The organism is Xanthocytophaga flava (assembly GCF_030068545.1).
GTDB classification, from domain to species: Bacteria; Bacteroidota; Bacteroidia; order Cytophagales; family 172606-1; genus Xanthocytophaga; species Xanthocytophaga flava.
In genome coordinates this window covers 178,417-195,776 of sequence record NZ_JASJOR010000007.1, presented here as the reverse complement: position 1 = coordinate 195,776, position 17,360 = coordinate 178,417, and the positions used below count along the sequence as shown (strand labels likewise).

14 protein-coding genes are annotated in these 17,360 nt (G+C 39.3%); 6 read left to right on the top strand and 8 right to left on the bottom strand.

Annotated elements, in window-relative coordinates:
• Positions 1-244 precede the first annotated feature (244 nt).
• Together QNI15_RS12860 and QNI15_RS12855 are read left to right on the top strand one after the other, a co-directional pair.
• On the top strand, positions 245-4,240 hold the full coding sequence (locus tag QNI15_RS12860; RefSeq protein ID WP_314032051.1) for a PAS domain-containing protein: 3,996 nt from the start codon (positions 245-247) through the stop codon (positions 4,238-4,240).
• A 99-nt stretch (positions 4,241-4,339) separates the two neighbouring features.
• A complete protein-coding gene (locus tag QNI15_RS12855; RefSeq protein ID WP_314032050.1) occupies positions 4,340-4,750 on the top strand; it encodes a MaoC family dehydratase in 411 nt (136 codons plus the stop codon).
• A gap of 18 nt (positions 4,751-4,768) precedes the next feature.
• On the opposite strand, the gene QNI15_RS12850 is transcribed toward QNI15_RS12855, so the two are convergent.
• Entirely contained in the window at positions 4,769-5,752 is a 984-nt protein-coding gene (locus QNI15_RS12850) for a GTP 3',8-cyclase MoaA (RefSeq protein WP_313999754.1), read from the bottom strand.
• 452 nt (positions 5,753-6,204) lie between these two features.
• Here QNI15_RS12850 and moaCB point away from each other — a divergent pair, with 452 nt between their 5' ends.
• Entirely contained in the window at positions 6,205-7,152 is a 948-nt protein-coding gene (gene moaCB, locus QNI15_RS12845; protein ID WP_314032049.1) for a bifunctional molybdenum cofactor biosynthesis protein MoaC/MoaB, read from the top strand.
• 13 nt (positions 7,153-7,165) lie between these two features.
• Here moaCB and coaE read toward each other — a convergent pair whose 3' ends face one another.
• The 6 genes from coaE to nusB all read right to left on the bottom strand — a co-directional run bounded on the left by coaE (position 7,166) and on the right by nusB (position 11,373).
• A complete protein-coding gene (coaE, locus tag QNI15_RS12840) occupies positions 7,166-7,783 on the bottom strand; it encodes a dephospho-CoA kinase (protein ID WP_314032048.1) in 618 nt (205 codons plus the stop codon).
• A 34-nt stretch (positions 7,784-7,817) separates the two neighbouring features.
• Complete coding sequence (locus QNI15_RS12835) at positions 7,818-8,783, bottom strand: hypothetical protein (RefSeq protein ID WP_313999745.1); 966 nt, start codon at positions 8,781-8,783, stop codon at positions 7,818-7,820.
• A gap of 64 nt (positions 8,784-8,847) precedes the next feature.
• Positions 8,848-9,189 carry a preprotein translocase subunit YajC gene (yajC, locus tag QNI15_RS12830; RefSeq protein ID WP_313976750.1) on the bottom strand — a complete coding sequence of 114 codons (342 nt, stop codon included), beginning with the start codon at positions 9,187-9,189 and terminating at the stop codon, positions 8,848-8,850.
• Positions 9,190-9,276: 87 nt separating this feature from the next.
• Positions 9,277-9,711 (bottom strand): DUF1573 domain-containing protein, encoded by a 435-nt coding sequence (locus tag QNI15_RS12825; protein ID WP_313999743.1) that lies wholly within the window; start codon positions 9,709-9,711, stop codon positions 9,277-9,279.
• A 118-nt stretch (positions 9,712-9,829) separates the two neighbouring features.
• Positions 9,830-10,132, bottom strand: a complete 303-nt coding sequence (locus tag QNI15_RS12820; RefSeq protein ID WP_313976752.1) for a YtxH domain-containing protein — start codon at positions 10,130-10,132, stop codon at positions 9,830-9,832.
• 65 nt (positions 10,133-10,197) lie between these two features.
• Positions 10,198-11,373, bottom strand: a complete 1,176-nt coding sequence (gene nusB / locus QNI15_RS12815) for a transcription antitermination factor NusB (RefSeq protein ID WP_314032046.1) — start codon at positions 11,371-11,373, stop codon at positions 10,198-10,200.
• A 347-nt stretch (positions 11,374-11,720) separates the two neighbouring features.
• Here nusB and QNI15_RS12810 point away from each other — a divergent pair, with 347 nt between their 5' ends.
• Positions 11,721-13,508, top strand: a complete 1,788-nt coding sequence (locus QNI15_RS12810) for an ABC transporter ATP-binding protein (protein ID WP_313999738.1) — start codon at positions 11,721-11,723, stop codon at positions 13,506-13,508.
• A 499-nt stretch (positions 13,509-14,007) separates the two neighbouring features.
• Positions 14,008-15,684, top strand: coding sequence for an amidase (locus QNI15_RS12805; RefSeq protein ID WP_313999736.1), 1,677 nt, complete (start codon positions 14,008-14,010; stop codon positions 15,682-15,684).
• A gap of 45 nt (positions 15,685-15,729) precedes the next feature.
• On the opposite strand, the gene QNI15_RS12800 is transcribed toward QNI15_RS12805, so the two are convergent.
• Positions 15,730-16,353 (bottom strand): hypothetical protein, encoded by a 624-nt coding sequence (locus QNI15_RS12800; RefSeq protein ID WP_313999734.1) that lies wholly within the window; start codon positions 16,351-16,353, stop codon positions 15,730-15,732.
• A gap of 206 nt (positions 16,354-16,559) precedes the next feature.
• Here QNI15_RS12800 and QNI15_RS12795 point away from each other — a divergent pair, with 206 nt between their 5' ends.
• The gene (locus QNI15_RS12795; RefSeq protein WP_314032045.1) at positions 16,560-17,327 is read left to right on the top strand and encodes a glycosyltransferase family 2 protein; all 768 of its coding nucleotides are present in this window, start codon (positions 16,560-16,562) and stop codon (positions 17,325-17,327) included.
• Positions 17,328-17,360 lie beyond the last annotated feature (33 nt).

The following is a 17,360-nucleotide window of genomic DNA, read 5'->3' as shown; positions in this document are numbered from 1 at the left end:
TTTTGTATTTCAGGACTTTGTTCAATTTCATCAGATAGTATATTGAATCTAACCAATGGTAAGTTACATACAAGAAAAATATATTTCACCTTGTGTTTATCTACTATAGAATACCCTTAGTATCATTTCTTTACGAATGTCTCACTTGTAGGATTTCCCCCTAAATGTTATCAAACTCCAGTGCTGTATCCTGTAATTTTGCCCATGCTATTTTATAGGCTTACTGTTATTATGATACATTGATATGGAACAGGTAAAGGATAATTCTACTAAGAAGTCGGATAAAGGGCTTTTGCATTATATCCGCTATTACTTCAATTTGAACTATAACACTATTCAGGGAAAGCTGACAATAGGTTTTCTTTCGTTGGGCAGTGTTGCAATTATATTAGTGATACTTACTAACCTGCAATGGCGTTCTGCTATTGAGCAAAGTAAGTATGCACTCACTGTAGCAGCAGATGCTCAAAAGTATTCTTCCAACCTACAATCTATTAGTAAAGGACTTGTTATTGCCTGGCAACAAAAGAACATGTCTCAGGAAACAATTGATGAGGCAGAAGTGCAACAACTGAAACTATCGGCTGTTGCATCCAGAGATAGTCTGATCAGTCTTTCCAGTGAATGCTTAAAAGCTGAAGAAAAAAGTTTGCTTGTTCAGATTTCGAATCAATACAATCAGTTACAATCAGCGCTGGAACAACCTGTAGATAGTGCATCTGCTCAAAAGATGTATAGCGAAACAATTCAGCCATCAGTAAGTGCACTGGCTGCCTCAGTGATAAAAAATGAAGAAATACAGTCCAAAGAGATTGAACGTGCACAAACAGAAATACATTGGGTAGAAAGCCGGTTGCGCTGGCTGGTACCCGTATATGTGATTCTTTCATTTGTTCTCGCCTACTTTATTGGTTTCTTCATGATAGTGGGTGTCCTCACCCGTATTCGTTCGTTAAAAGAATATCTGCGTGAACTAAGTAAAGGAAATTTACCGGAAGAAATTCCAGCATCTCAGGATGAACTGAATACTATTATCAAAGAACTCAATATATTGTCTGGTAATCTCCGTGAGATCAAAGAATTTGCTCTCTATGTTGGAAAAGGAGATTTTGACAACAATATCAGTGTCTTTGATGACGAAGGAGACCTGGGTATCTCTCTTTCCCAAATGCGGGAAGGATTGAAAAAAGTATCTGCAGAAGAGAAAAAACGATTTTGGGCTAACGAAGGCTTTGCTCATTTTGGAGATATTCTACGTAGTAGTAATGATCTCAATATCTTATCAGATAAGATCATCCAACAGATGGTTAAATATATGAACGCTAATCAGGGCGGTCTATTCATTATTGAAAATGAAGATACTCCTAATCCTTATCTACAACTCAAATCCTGTTATGCTTATAACCGTAAGAAATTTCAGGAGAGAGAAATATTGCCAGGACAGGGTTTGATTGGCCAGGTATGGTTGGAAGGAATGACCACATATCTGAGGGATATTCCGGATCATTATCTCCGTATTACCTCAGGACTTGGAGATTCTAATCCAAGATACTTGCTATTAATTCCACTGAAAGTAGAAAACAAAATAGAAGGAGTCATTGAAATTGCGTCTTTCCATGATTTTCAGCCTCATGAGATTCAGTTTGCGGAAAAGGTAGCAGAGAGTATTGCTTCCACGTTCTCAAATGCCAGAGTTGTAGATCGCACCAATCGGTTGCTGGTACAGAGCCAGCAAATGACAGAAGCAATGAAATCGCAGGAGGAAGAAATGCGTCAGAACCTCGAAGAATTGGCTGCTACTCAGGAGGAAGTGCAAAGGATCTTGAAAGAAGTGCAGGAGAAAGAAGCATTTATGAGCGATCTGATCTCTTCTACAAATGATTCTATCCTCACAATTGACCATGACTATAAAATTATTGTTTGCAATAAAAAGATTCAGGATACTTATAAACCCTACGGTTTGAATGTAGATAAAGGTTTTCCTATTCTGGATGTCTTTACAGATGAGCAAAAGCCTGTATACAGAGGATATTATCAGCGGGCATTGAAAGGTGATTTTTTTGAAGTTATAGAGAAATATGAGCTGGATAAAGTTATCCAACATTTTTCGCTTACCTATAGTCCTATCCGTAATGACGAAGGACAAATTGTTGCAGCTGCTGTTTTTGGAAAAGATATTACAGATATGGTTGTAGCTAAGCAGCAGGCAGAACGATTGCTGGAAGAGGCTCAAAGTCAGACTGAACAACTTAAGGCCCAGGAAGAGGAGATGCGTCAGAATATGGAAGAATTAGAGGCTACCCAGGAGGAGATGCGTTTGGTAATGACTCAGGTGCAGGAGAAAGAACGCTATATGTCTACTATTCTGGATGTTTCTAAAGATATGATTGTCACTATCGACAAAGATCTGAGGGTCATTAGCGCCAATGCTGCGTTGAAAGCGAATTACAAACACATGGGGTTTGAGGTTGACAAAGGGTTTGATATCACAACTCTGCTTTCACCCGAAGAACAACCGAAACACAAAGCTATTTATGCCCGTACCTTTGCAGGTGAAACAGTAGAGCTTCATGAACACTATCAGTTTCAGGATATGGATAGGTATATTAACTTTACCTTCACTCCTATTCAAAACGAACACAGTGAAGTTATTTCGATTGCCATATTTGCTCAGGATGTAACAGAAATTACAAAAGCCAAAAATGCAGCCAGCGAACAAGCAGAAATGCTTCAGGCTCAAGAAGAAGTACTCCGTCAGAGTATGGAAGAACTTTCTGGTAATCAGGAAGAAATGGCAAAGCAGCTTCAAAAAATCAATGATCAGAAGACGTATTACAACGATATTATTGAAGGACTTCCTGATAGCTTGCTGACCATTGATCAGGATTTCAAAATTGTACTGGCCAATAATGCCTTTAAGGAAAAATTTGGAAAATATGGTTTCCCTGTGGAAGCAGGTTCAGACCTTCTGGAGATGGCAAGACAAAAAGGAGAAGAAGAGGAGAAAAGGTTCAAAGCGCCATATCTCAAAGCATTTGGCGGTGAAAAAGTAGATGTTCCCCACCGACATCATTTTGATCTGGACTTCCAGGTATCATTTAATCCGTTAAAAGATGCTACAGGCAATATCATTGGTGTAAGTCTGATTGCTCATGATATTACCAACAGACTAAAACTGCAACAACAAACAGAACAATTGTTGAAAGAAAGTCAGGAACAAACAGAAGAGCTTAATTCACAAAGAGAGGAATTACATCGTATCTTAAAAGAAGTACAAGAGAAGGAAGCTTTCATGAATGATCTGATTGATTCAACAAACGATTCTATTATTACTATAGATCGGGAGTATAAGGTTGTTCTGGCTAATGAACTTGTAAAGAAAACATACAGAACAGCGGGCATAGAAGTTGGAAAAGGGTTTGATATCCTCAGCATCTTTACTGAGAAACAAAAACCTGTTTACAAGAAATACTATGATCGTGCACTGAATGGAGAATTCTTTGAGATAATGGAGAAATTTGAGCAAGAGAATGGTATCGAACAGTTTTTTGTACAAACCTATAGCCCACTTCGGGATGATGAAGGGCAAATTGTTGCAGCAGCTGTTTTTGCCAAAGAAGTAACGGAAACCATAGTAGCCAAACAACAAGCTGAACGATTACTAGAAGAAGCACAAAGCCAGGCAGAAGAACTCAAAGCACAAGAAGAAGAGTTACGCCAGAACATGGAAGAACTAGCCGCTACACAAGAAGAAATGCATCGGATGCTGATGGAAGTACAGGAAAAAGAAAGATGCTTAACCAATATTATTGATGTGAGCACTGATTCCATTGCAATTATTGATGGGTATTACAAAATACTTTCTTTCAATAAAATATTTGCAGCCAAATTTGAAGAGATGGGTATAAAGATGGAAAAAGGATTTGACATTTTGGGCTTCCTGAACAATGCAGAAGAAAAATCCAGATATGAAAGAGCTTTCTCAGGTGAACAGTTTGAAGAATATATTGAAATGGTAATTCAAGGTAATCCAATCCATTTAATAATCAATTATGTGCCGGTTCGCAATGCACAAGGTACAGTAACAGCAATTGCAGTATATTCCAAAGACATTACAGAAAGATCTCAGACTGAGAAAAAATTTGGAGAGCTTATACAAGATAAAGAAATACAATTGCAACAGATTGAAGAATTAAAAGCCAAACTGGCAGTATACGAAAAGACAGAAACCAAAGCCTGAGTAAGGCTCGGTAATTGTTAAAAATCCAGGTCCTCGCTGTTATTTACACGAGGACTTTTTACTTTTACCCCTTCAATCTAAAAAATCAGAAACAGTTATATGCTAGAGGTTAATCAGATATATACACATGACTTTTCTTTTTCACAAAAAGATGTAGAAGCTTTTGCTACAGTGACAGGTGATACCAATCCTTTACACCTGGATGCAGAGTTTGCCGCAAAGACCATATTTCGTAAACCAATCATTCATGGTTTTCTGGGAGGCAGTGTATTCTCCAAAGTATTGGGTACCCAGTTTCCAGGCGAAGGAAGTATCTATTTAAAACAATCTATGGATTTTGTACAACCAATGGTAGTAGGAGTTACCTATCAGGCTGTGTTCACTGTATTGGAGATCCTTCCCAAGTCATCTGCCAGAATTGAAACCAAAATCATCGAGGTGGAAACACAGAAGGTTGTAACAACAGGAGAAGCCGTTGTAATGAACCGCCAGTTGATTCCAAAAATTTGATTACATGTGATTGGCACTTTACCCTCCAATCGCAAGCATAGAGAGAGTACTTCCGGAAAATTTCTTCTTCTTCTGGCTCAGAGCCTGCCGTAATTTTTCTTCCATTATGTCAGGCTCATTCAGATGCTCGTACACAGGAATAGAAGTATTCTCACTAAGACATCCATAAATATTTCCATAGCTATCTACCCGGAGCCGGTTGCAATCGTTACAGAAAGGGTCTGATTCATTGGATATAATACCAAACTGATATCCATTTGCCAACTCCCAGTATTTAGCCGTAGCAGAAGGATCTCTTGGTAAAGCTACAAAGGACGTCTGTGCAGCAATCACATCCAGAATATCCTGTTCTGAGAAAAAGTATTCTTCAAAGTTGCCATACAGATGTCCCATCTGCATAAGTTCCAGAAAGCGAATGCGGATGTTGTATCTTTGTGCAAAGTTAAGTAGTGGCATAATCTGATGCTCATTCATACCTTTCATTACCACACAATTGATCTTTACCTCCAACCCTAGTTCTACAGCTCGTACTATACCATCCAGAATTTTTTGGATATTACGTCTCCGGCTCATCTGAAAAAAAGGCTCGGGTTCTATCGCATCCAGAGAGATATTCAGAGAAGTAAGGCCGGCTGCGGCATACTGCTCAATTTTGTGACTAAGCAGATATCCATTGGTAGTCATTTTAATTGCAGAGATCCCAATCCCCTGGATTCCTTTCATTAGTGGAACCAAATCACGGTATAAGGTAGGCTCTCCTCCTGTCAACCGGACAGTCTCCAGGCCAAGCACTTCATGTAGTGAACGGATTACTTCAATAAATTCATTAACGGAAAGAGCTTTTTGAGTAAGAAGCTCATTTGAAGAAAGAATATCCTGCTTCTGAAAACGGTTTTGGTCAGATTCATCCACACAATAGACACATCCCAGATTACAGGTATTGGTCAGGCTTACCCGCAAGGTCTTAAATGCTCTCCCATAAATATCTGTAATTTCAGTCATAAGCGTTCTTTCTGGTATGAAATAACGAAGTTACATTTTTTTTGCATTTCTTTATATGCTACTCTGATAAGCACAGTGACTTTTATGCTAAAACTACTTTATTACTATAACTGGTTCCTGCTGGTTGTTTGTTTTATTATACTCTTTAACTTTTGCCGAATGGATGTTCAACAAAGAGGCAATACTATATTTATGAGTATAATGATGGGGGCAACAATATATTATGCGCTATTGCAATTTTTTGTGATAAATCTTCGCAGAAAAGAAATTCAGCATAAATCTGCTATTTTCGCAGGCCTGATTCTGTTTGAATTACTCCCAACCGGCTATGTAGTATATAAACTCCTAGCAGTTTAAATAACTCTTCGAAAGCTTGTTTTTCACTTTGTAGTTGTAGTAGATAGTATTTGTTGACAATATATTTATTCTAGTAAACACTTGATTTTGCTCTTATGCGTGACATATCTTCCAAACAAATTTCTCTTCGTACAGCCAAAGCCACAGGGGTAGTACTGTGTAGCCAGGAAACACTTAACCTGGTAAAAGCTGACAAATTACCCAAAGGAAATTTATTTGATATAGCTAAGGCTGCAGGCTTTTTAGCTGCTAAGAATACTCACAATCTTATTCCACATTGTCACCCTGTTTCTATAGATGGGATGACTATCACTTATGATTATCTGGACAACACCAACCAACCGGAGGAATTCAGAGATTTACAAGGATGTTATGGTGTGATTGTTTATTGTGAAGGTAAATCGATAGGGCGGACCGGAATAGAAATGGAGGTGCTGACAGCAGTTTCTGTAGCTGCCCTTACTATATATGATTTGCTAAAACCGTTGGATGATACAGAGATTGAAATTACGTCTGTCAAATTACTTAAGAAAACAGGAGGCAAATCAGACCGGAAGAAATTCATCCATAAAAATACGGCAGCAGTGCTGGTTTGTTCAGACACAACCGCTTCCGGCAAACGGGAAGATTTATCTGGTTTAAAAATCAAAGAGATACTGGCCGGATTTGATGTTGAAACAATCGATTACCAGATTGTTCCAGACGATGTTCAGCAAATCAAAGCAAAGCTTCAGCAGTGGGTAGGCCAGCAGGTTCCTTTTATCTTTACAACCGGAGGCACAGGATTTGGTCCTAAAGACTGTACTGTAGAAGCTGCAAAAGCTATAATAGAACGTGAAGCAATAGGTATTTCAGAAGCTATCCGTGTACATGGTCAGATGCGTACTCCTACAGCCATGCTGTCAAGAGGAGTAGCTGGTGTTGCCGGTAAATCGTTGATTATTACGTTACCAGGTAGTACCAAAGGCGTACAGGAATCATTGGATGCTATAGTACCTCAGGTATTTCATAGCCGGAATATGATTGAAGGCGAAGGCCACTAATTTACAGAATGACTTAAGAGTCCAAGTAACGCTTTGTAAAAAGTGTATGTAGTTCGAGTACCTGAGGAATGATTAATTTTGTCTCATCATTTTTGATAAGATGGTTAGCTCGGCGGGCCTTTTCATCCTCAGGCATTTGTTTGGCAATAATGGAGCGGGTATCTGCCTCTGTACGGTGTGGATCACGTTGCAGGATGCGTTGAATACGTAATTCCAAGGGTGCTGTTACAACAATTACAGCATCCAGATCTTTATAAGCATTTGCTTCAAAAAGCAAAGCTGCTTCCCTCAATGTATAAGGACTGGCTGCATAGTGTTGTTGCCAGTTCTTATAATCAATTCCTACCTGTGGGTGTACCAGACTATTCATCTTCTTTACCTTTTCTTCATCCCGAAAAACATGGGTTGTAATATAATCTCTATTGAAAGAACCATCTTCTGAATAGGATTCTTTGCCAAATGCCTCTCTGATTTTATCTTTCAGCACAGGATCATGATTCATTAACCATTTTGCCCGTGAGTCGGCATCATAAACCGGTATTCCCAATGTATGAAATATACGGCTCACAATACTTTTCCCACAGCCCATTCCTCCTGTAATTCCAATCCGTAAGGCAGATTTCTGTGTCATAGATTCTTTGATGATTATAGTAAGTACAGGCTTGTTACTTAACCAGTTTTAACGTAGCCGGGCGGAGAGTTACATTTCGCACCCAGTCAGGCTTTTTGATAAGGGTTAACGATATAGAAGAATCGGCCTTATTCCATTTGGACAGATCAGCGACTACCCCAAAGTTCTGAGCAGTAGTTTTAGGTTCATCTTCAGGTAAAAGCCAATAATCAACTTCTACTTTCTGATTAGGTAAGTGCAGTAGTTTATTAGATGCTAAGCGAAGTGCCTCAACAGGAACCTCTACGGTCTGTTGTAGAAACTCACGTACACGAAAACGCACGGTCACTTTATCGCTACTCAGTGAAATCAACGGATTCTGAGTATAGTTAATTGTCACTTCCTCTTCATAGTCCTCATCAATATTTTTACCAGGCACATTGATAATTAGCAGATCTGGAAGTTCTTTGATAAATTGAGCAGGGCCCTCAAAGGTGATAGTATCAGGTGAAATCTGTACAGTATCTGTAATAAAATAATTTTCTTTTAGCTCCAGCTGAAGGTTATCCACCTGTAAAGCTACTTTCCGTTGCATCTTTTTATCAAATGCTACAGGAATAGTGTCATTTTCGATATAATTGATTTTGGCCTCTTTAAGTTGTTCAGTTACAGCAGGTAATAATACATGTCTGGTAATGAAAGCTGTTTTCAGCGGATTTTCGAAGTGATATACAATAGGCTGTGTATCAATACCCAATGTTTTACGCAGAAGAGTCCAGCCATAGCCGGTTACATTGAGTGTAATCTGTGAAGGGAGGGGAACTGTAGAAACGAATTGTTCTTTATTGTACTCAAATTCGATTGGATAGGTAATCTTGGTTGTATACTCTTTATTTAGAGCATTCAAAAACCAGAATGTTGTGGCGGCAAGAAAACACAGTGCAACTACCGGAAATTCAGCACTGCGGGTAACTACCAGTGATCGGAGAAGTTTACGCCAAATATTTTTCTGATCAATCATTCCTGCCAGATTTGTAATCAGATGGGTATATCATGCACACCCATCTGACACGTAACATAAGGGATTATTTAGTCTCTGCTACTTCTGTTGTAGCAGTTTGAGCATATTTTTTACTTGATTCCTGAGAAATAGCAGATTTTTCAAATTTTACTCTTACACCACGATCAATATCCAGTGTAATAGTATCATTATCCACTTCTACTACTTTACCGTGTGCACCACCAATGGTCACTACCATATCGCCTTTTTTCAGCGAGTCGCGAAATTTAACTGCATCTTTCTGGCGTTTCTGTTGTGGACGAATCATAAAGAAGTACATTACCACAAACATGGCTCCCATCAATATAAGCATTGTACTACCACCGCCACCGCCAGCTGCCTGCAATAAAACAGATGTAAAGTTCATTGATTTTAGAAGGTTTATTTATTTGAAAAGAATTAGAAGTATCACAAAGATACCATTTTGTAAATGCCTAAGGTATCCTTATGCCAATTAGTTATTCTGAACTGCATTAACTACACCAACCAATACAACTTTAGACTCTTTGGGCTGTGTATTGGCATAAACAGTAATCGTTTTTTGTTGAGGACCTGCTTTTCCCTGGCTATTGAATTCTACTTTGATTTCACTTTTTGCTCCTGGAGGCACAGGCTCACGAGGCCAGTCCGGTACAGTACATCCACAGGAAGCAACAGCTCGTTCAATAATCAAAGGAGTTTTGCCAGTATTGGTAAAGGCAAAGGTGTGAGTTATTACTGCCCCTTGTTCAATAGCTCCAAAGTCAAATGAAGCTTCATCAAATTTCATGTATGGTGCTTCCGAAGCAGCTACAACCGTTTCTCCTGCTGCCTGTTCTGTTTGTTTGCTGCAACTGCCAGTTACGATCAAAACTGCAAGTAATGTACTACAAATCAGTATTTTTCTCATAAAATGATCCCAATAGAATAGCAAATAAGTTTATGATGGTGCAGACATAAAATATCAATGCATATAAGATATACGACTGATATAGAATCAGACGAATTCCTATATGCATTGCTATTTCTTAACGGGTCTGATTTTTCAATTGTCCCATTAGTGTCTCTACATCAAGCAATAACTTTTCTGCTTTTTCTCTGGCATCATTGATAACTCTTTCTCCTTCATACTTTGCTTCAGTAGGAAATTCATTTCCTTCCTGAATCAATTCACTTATATATTGCCGCAACTGATCCCGATACTTTCCTAATTGATAGCTTAATATATCACGTGTATTTTTTCCTTTATCAGGAGCATACAAGATTCCTAACGTTGCGCCAACGGCAGCACCTGCCAGAAACACCAACAAAGTTCCTGTGTTACGACTCATCTATGTAAATGGTTTTATGGTTATTAACTAGTTTAACGACTTATTTTATAGACTTATAGACCTGATTATTTATTATCAATCAATCCACGACCTGATTTCTTTAATACTCCCTGTGAAGAAAGGTCACCCGCCAGGGCATCCAAAATTCCGTTCACAAATTGCTTGCTTTTAGGTGTACTATATACTTTAGATAATTCTATGTATTCATTGATAGAAACCTTTACCGGAATACTTGGATAGTTCAACAACTCAGCAAGGGCCATCACCAGAATCACTTTGTCAACCTGTGCTACCCGTTCAACGTCCCAATTGGCTGTTTTATTGGCAATCAGGGTCTCATATTCTTCAAATTTTTCTATACAAAGTTTATATAACTTCTGAAAAAAGTCCCGATCAGCATCCCAGTCAGCCGAAAGTTTCTGTAAAGAGAAACCTTCTGGATCTTCCTTAATGAACTGCATCGTCTTATTAAACATGCCTCTCACGATATCTTCATTTCCACTCCAGTTGCTATCTAGTTGTTCCCAGAACCGTACAGCAGGCTCACTTTTGAATATAATTACCTTTAAAACTTCTGTTATAAACTGCCAGTCCTGCTCCCAGGTAGTTGCATCCAATTGCTGGTAGGCTGTATAAGCTGCATCTTTTTTCAATTCCTGCAACAAATGTCGTGCTAAATCCGGATCCAGTAACTTATCTATACCACTGCGAATTCGTTTATCCTGAAATGTAGTACTCTTGCGTAATGATTCTACTACCTGATTTTTGGTAAGTTTCAGGGCTCGGGAAGACAAGGGTGCTTCTTTTAAAATCCTGTTTCGTTTCTCATCTTCTTCTACCGAAATCTGATCTGCCACTTCCGTTACCAGCCATAGTGAAAGCAGATAATAATCATAAATACTTTCAGCATCAGCGATCATACTTTGCTCCTGGTGTCTGGCATCTTTCTGGCATTGTGTATGGAAAAAACTAATAGCATAGTTAGCAGCTTTTTTTATCTCCACAGGAGCCTCTTCATCTGCCGAAACAGCTTTGGTTTTGTAATTTTCTTCAAACAAAAGTGTAGCCCATTGACGACTACCTTCCAACTTCTTAGGGTCTTGTGGTAGCATAGAATTAAGATCGGGTACAAATGTATCTGCAATAGTATCCAGTGCCAGTTGGTAGTCTGATTCTACAGCCTGTGTATATGCATATATAGCCTGCATCGCTTTTGCCCTAAGAATTCGTCGGTTCAGCATCTATCAAAGAACGTTTTAAAATGTTTTTAGGTTTTACTTCAATACAAGACCTTTCATTAAATCTATTGGATTACTGAATACGTCATCACGATGATCAGGTCTTATTTTATTTTTAGGATATCGATCTCCGAAAATGCTTTTTATAAAGATAATCCGGAAATTGCAGGCGCAAAGGTACGAAAAAATGTCTGAACCAAGGATTGAAGTTTATTAATTTGATAAAAGGAACGGAAAATGAAAAATTTTTGCTTCTTACTTTATCAGAGGTCTTATCAGGTAGATTAACAGCAGGCTTTTTAGCTTCTTAACTACCAATATATTACAAACGCAAAACATCAAAAAACAACGTGAAACACCTAGCCTATCTGAACAAGTACCTTATTAAATACAAATGGCATCTTTTGCTGGGTACCCTGTTTACTATTATTTCCAATTTGTTTGCGGTAGTTCCTGCTCAGGTAGTACGCTATGCCTTTGATCTGGTGAAAGAAACCATTGATCAGTATTTTTTGCTTCAGGGCACTCAGGCGCAGGAACATATTCTCGAAGTATTTGCCAAAAGCATTCTGATGTATGGAGTGGTTATTCTGGTAATGGCGGTCATAAAAGGGATCTTTCTGTTCTTTATGCGCCAAACGATTATTGTTATGTCAAGACTGATAGAGTATGATCTCAAAAATGAGATCTATATGCATTATCAGACACTCCCGCTTAGCTTTTATCGTCGCAACAACACAGGAGATCTGATGGCCCGTATTTCTGAAGATGTGAGCCGTGTACGTATGTACCTGGGGCCAGCCATCATGTATCTGCTTAATATGGTTACACTGGTAATCCTGGTTGTAGGCTATATGCTTTCTGTCAATGCGAAACTAACCTTATATGTCTTGCTTCCTTTTCCTTTCCTGGTAGTCAGTATTTATTTTGTTAATGAAGCTGTAGAGAGACGGTCTGAACGTATTCAAGCTCAACTATCTAAGTTGTCTACATTTGTTCAGGAAGCTTTTTCAGGTATTCGTGTACTAAAATCTTTTGTGCGGGAAAGTCATTCTGCCACACAGTTTACGGATGCAGCCAATGACTACAAAGCAAAATCGCTGAGACTAACTACTATCGATGCCTTTTTCTATCCGCTGATTATGGCTCTGGTAGGTCTAAGTACCATTCTCACTATCTACATTGGTGGCCGGGAAGTGATTTCAGGTTCCTTGACAGCAGGTAATATTGCAGAATTTATTATGTATGTGTACCAGTTGACCTGGCCTATTGCATCACTTGGCTTTACTACCAGTATGATTGTACGTGCAGCGGCTTCTCAACAACGAATCAATGAGTTTCTACAAACCAAAACGGATATTGTATCAGAAAAGAATATTGTGAAGCCTATTCAGGGAACAGTAACCTTTGAAAATGTTCGCTTTGTGTATCCGGATTCAGGTATTGTGGCACTGGATAATGTATCTTTTGAGGTAGGAGAAGGCCAGTCGATAGCCTTACTGGGAACTACAGGTTCAGGGAAGAGTACAATAGCTATGTTGCTCTGTCGTATGTATGATGTCACTCAGGGACATATACGAGTGGATGGTGTTGATATCCGGGACTATAGCCTCCCTTCACTCCGTGGGCAAATTGGTTTTGTTCCTCAGGATGTGTTCCTGTTTTCGGATTCCATACGCAACAACATCCGCTTTGGTCTGGAAGAAGATGCCGTAACAGAAGATCAGATTATACAGGCCGCCAAAGATGCCGACTTATATGAAAATATTGTGCGCTTTCCGGAAGGTTTCGATACACGGGTAGGTGAAAGGGGTATTACCCTTTCAGGTGGACAAAAACAACGGGTTTCTATTGCCCGAGCCATCGTGCGTGAACCTCGTCTGTTGATTCTGGATGATGCGTTATCTGCGGTAGATACAAAAACTGAAAATGCAATTTTACATAGTCTGAGTCGTATCATGAAAGGGCGTACCTCTGTGATTATTTCACACCGGGTCTCATCTGCCAAACTAGCAGACAGAATCATTGTACTGGACGAAGGGCAGATTGTTGAACAAGGGACTCATGAATCTTTGATTCAACAGAATGGTGTATACAAAGAACTCTATGAAAAACAACTGCAAACGGAAGAGGTTTAAATTGGATTCTATCAGTCAAATGACTTATAAAGAAAATAAAAACGGGTTCGAATCAATATTCGAACCCGTTTTTATTTTTATCATTTTTCAGGCTTGGTCTTTTTGACAACAGCATAACCTATTGTGCCTAACTCTATGCGTCAGAAAATTTTGAACTAAAATATGTATATAAAAATTTTTGCGGTGAATTCTGGTCAAAAATTAATCCTGCGATTTATTCTATGCAAAAACATTTTTGGGATTGATTCCAGATAAAAATTTTCTGAAGAAAGAAAATACAAACTAATTCGTCAGCCTACTGTTGCAATAAACTCAGCGTATCCAATTGTTGTGAACCAAACTATACTCACTCAATGTGTAACAGCTTTGTTATGCACAGAAAATAATTTAGCGTAATTCGATAACAAGCACTCATTCTCTCAAATAAAATAAATACGCATTTTTAATAAATACAGGCTCTCGTTATATTTAGTTTCTAAAATTACGTCTCACCCTAACCATGCAACTCAAACCTATCTACTCACGATGGCTGCTATTGGCAGGTATTGCCTCAGTCAGCTTTGTGTCTGGTGCTTTTCTTACCAGACAATCATCCCAACCTATTACCTCTTCAATGGTCCAGCAGGCTTCTGAGATTATTGGGCTGGAGTTTACTCCTGCCGAACGGGATACGATGCTGGATGACCTCGCTGACCAACGAAAGGGCTTTGACAACTTTCGGAAAGTAGCTCTGTCTAATGACATTGCTCCTGCTCTAACCTTTAATCCTCTGCCAAAAGGATTTAAAATTAATACGCAGAAAAAGCCTTTTAAAACCAGTCCGGTAGGCGCGGTTTCTTTGCCAGCCCATCACGAAGATCTGGCTTTCTATACAGTCACACAACTGGCCGAACTGATTCGTACCCGTAAAATTACGTCTCTGGAGCTAACTCAGTTTTTTCTGGAACGACTCAAAAAGTATGGTCCTAAACTGGAATCTGTTATTACGCTAACAGAAGATCTGGCACTCAAACAGGCAAAACAAGCAGATACAGAAATCAAAGCGGGTAAATACAAGGGTTTATTGCATGGTATTCCTTATGGAGCAAAGGATCTGTTGGCAAAGAAAGGATATAGAACAACCTGGGGTTCGGTTCCTTATCAATATCAGGTACTTGAAATGGATGCTACAGTCATCCGTAAACTGGAAGAGGCAGGTGCAGTACTGGTAGCCAAACTCACTTTGGGTGAACTGGCATGGGGAGATGTCTGGTTTGGAGGTAAAACACGCAACCCTTGGAATTTAGCAGAGGGATCGAGTGGTTCTTCGGCAGGCTCAGGTGCCAGTGTATCAGCTGGTCTGATACCATTCGCGATTGGTACAGAGACACTGGGCTCTATCGTTTCTCCATCAACGGTATGTGGCATTACAGGTTTGCGCCCTACTTTTGGTAGAGTGAGCCGCCATGGAGCCATGGCTCTTAGCTGGTCAATGGATAAGATCGGCCCTATGTGCCGGACTGTAGAAGATTGTGCAGTAGTATTCAATGCCATCTATGGCCCAGATGGACTGGATCATAGTGTCATAGATGCTTCTTTTAACTATACCCCCCTTTCTTCCTTAAAGGGATTAAAAATTGGTTATCTGAAAACGGCTTTTGAAAGTACCTATCCCAATCAACCTTTTGACCATGCTACTTTACAAAAAGTAAAAGAACTGGGGGCAGAGTTAATTCCAATTGAATTGCCGGAACTCCCCTATCAGGATGCTACCATGATTATCTCTGTAGAAGGTGCAGCTGCTTTTGATGAATTAACCCGCTCCAACAAAGATGATCAGATGGTTCGTCAGGGCAAAAATGCATGGCCTAATGTCTTTCGTGCAGCACGTTTTGTCCCTGCAGTGGAATATCTGCAGGCTAACCGGATACGTACCTTACTGATTGAGCAGATGAATGAAAAACTCAAAGGATTGGATGCTTATATTACCCCTACCTATATGGGTGGCAATCTTTCATTGACCAATCTGACAGGACATCCCTGTGTAGTAGTGCCCAATGGATTTAATGACAAAGGACTCCCTGTTAGTATTACATTTATGGGAAAGTTATTAGATGAAGCCAAATTGCTGGCAATCGCCAAACTTTATCAGGATGCTACTCCATTTCATCAGCAACACCCCAAACTGGCTTTATAACTAAATAAATACTAGAACAGAGAAACAAGCTCTCTTTTCTAGTATTTATTTTCCGGAAAACACCCCCAGGTCAAGCCCTTCCACAATCTTTTCCAGATCTTGAGGATTGGGCTGGTCTGTTGCCTCTATCGTAATCAGAAACCTCTCCCCTATGCCTACAAATACAGTAGCTTTATTGGATTGCTTATCAAATGTTTCCCACCCCTTTGCTTCTTTAGAAGGTAAGGCAATAGGTCTGACAATCTGTTCATTATTGTCAATAGCAACACCTGAGGCAAAAGTTGCTGTGGCTACATTATACAGAGTATAGGCACCATTATAGTCGGTAATTGACACTTTCAGTGTTTTCTTATCTTTTTTGTATGTCTGTTCGGCCACCCGGTATTTACTTCCCATCAGACTAATCAGTGAACTTCCGGAAGTACCAGACGGTTGATAGCTTGCAATGCAGTTGGGCAATAACCGTAGTAGTTCTTTACCAGGCAAGGCCATGGTATCTCCACGCTTTACGCGGGCAGCACGTTCCTTACTTATGGATTGTTCCCATACAGGAGGGTTTAGCGAACCAGCAACTTTGGTAGCAGAAGCTGTTGCATTCTCTTTGTTAAAAGCAAAAAAGACAACGATAAGGGCACCTGAAAGGAGCACCACACATAAAATCCGTTTCATAGCTAATATCGGAGTAATCCCAAAAATACATACCTCAGATAACAACAAACTCTTTCTTCGCAGCATCATAGTTTGTCGCTTATTCTGTCACTCTTACTAGTACACCTGCGAAGGTTTAATAATAAAAGGCTTGGATAGGTAAACAAAAGGAGGGAAAAGTATATTTTTGTTACCACTTATTTTGTGACTATTTATCTGTATATACCTTGTCTAAACAACCTCTCCTATCCATTATTACGGTAACCTATAATGCGGATGCTGTACTTACAGCTACTATACAAAGCATTATTAATCAAACATTTACCAACTATGAATACCTTATTATAGATGGCGGATCTACAGATGAGACACTCAACATCATACGGCGGTATGAGCATCATCTCTCTTACTGGATTTCTGAGCCGGATAAAGGCTTATATGATGCCATGAATAAAGGATTGAAAGCAGCTCGCGGAAAATATATATGGTTTATGAATGCCGGAGATAAAATCTATGACAAGGATACACTTGCCTATATTGCAGAGAGTAGCCCTGCCAATGCAGATGTATACTATGGAGATGCCTTGTTTTATGATGCCGCCAATAATGATCTGGGCTTGCGCAGTGAAGTAACCCCCCATGCATTACCGTCAGTACTCACCTGGAAATCGTTTCGGTATGGTATGGTAGTGTGTCATCAATCTTTCATTATGCGAAGAGATCTGGCTCCGCTGTATGATTTGTCACACCCCTACAGTTCTGATATTGATTGGGAAATCCGTTGTCTGAAAGCTTCTAAAGAAATTATTAACACACAGGCGGTCTTATCACGTTATCTGACAGGAGGATTTTCCCGCAAAAATCATGGAAACTCACTAAAAGATCGTTATCTGGTTTTACAAAAGCATTTTGGTGTGATTTCCAATATTTTTAATCATATTTGGATTACCTTACGTGGAATACTGTTTGTGTTAAAACGACGCAGGGGATATTAGCTTCCGTTTTGTAACAAATTATAACAGGTGGTT

What these genes read in the sequence shown, in the direction of transcription:
- QNI15_RS12860 (WP_314032051.1), top strand. Translation starts at nt 245, where the DNA reads ATGGAACAGGTAAAGGATAATTCTACTAAGAAGTCGGATAAAGGGCTT.
- QNI15_RS12855 (WP_314032050.1), top strand. Translation starts at nt 4,340, where the DNA reads ATGCTAGAGGTTAATCAGATATATACACATGACTTTTCTTTTTCACAA.
- QNI15_RS12850 (WP_313999754.1), bottom strand. Translation starts at nt 5,752, where the DNA reads ATGACTGAAATTACAGATATTTATGGGAGAGCATTTAAGACCTTGCGG.
- moaCB (WP_314032049.1), top strand. Translation starts at nt 6,205, where the DNA reads ATGCGTGACATATCTTCCAAACAAATTTCTCTTCGTACAGCCAAAGCC.
- coaE (WP_314032048.1), bottom strand. Translation starts at nt 7,783, where the DNA reads ATGACACAGAAATCTGCCTTACGGATTGGAATTACAGGAGGAATGGGC.
- QNI15_RS12835 (WP_313999745.1), bottom strand. Translation starts at nt 8,783, where the DNA reads ATGATTGATCAGAAAAATATTTGGCGTAAACTTCTCCGATCACTGGTA.
- yajC (WP_313976750.1), bottom strand. Translation starts at nt 9,189, where the DNA reads ATGAACTTTACATCTGTTTTATTGCAGGCAGCTGGCGGTGGCGGTGGT.
- QNI15_RS12825 (WP_313999743.1), bottom strand. Translation starts at nt 9,711, where the DNA reads ATGAGAAAAATACTGATTTGTAGTACATTACTTGCAGTTTTGATCGTA.
- QNI15_RS12820 (WP_313976752.1), bottom strand. Translation starts at nt 10,132, where the DNA reads ATGAGTCGTAACACAGGAACTTTGTTGGTGTTTCTGGCAGGTGCTGCC.
- nusB (WP_314032046.1), bottom strand. Translation starts at nt 11,373, where the DNA reads ATGCTGAACCGACGAATTCTTAGGGCAAAAGCGATGCAGGCTATATAT.
- QNI15_RS12805 (WP_313999736.1), top strand. Translation starts at nt 14,008, where the DNA reads ATGCAACTCAAACCTATCTACTCACGATGGCTGCTATTGGCAGGTATT.
- QNI15_RS12800 (WP_313999734.1), bottom strand. Translation starts at nt 16,353, where the DNA reads ATGAAACGGATTTTATGTGTGGTGCTCCTTTCAGGTGCCCTTATCGTT.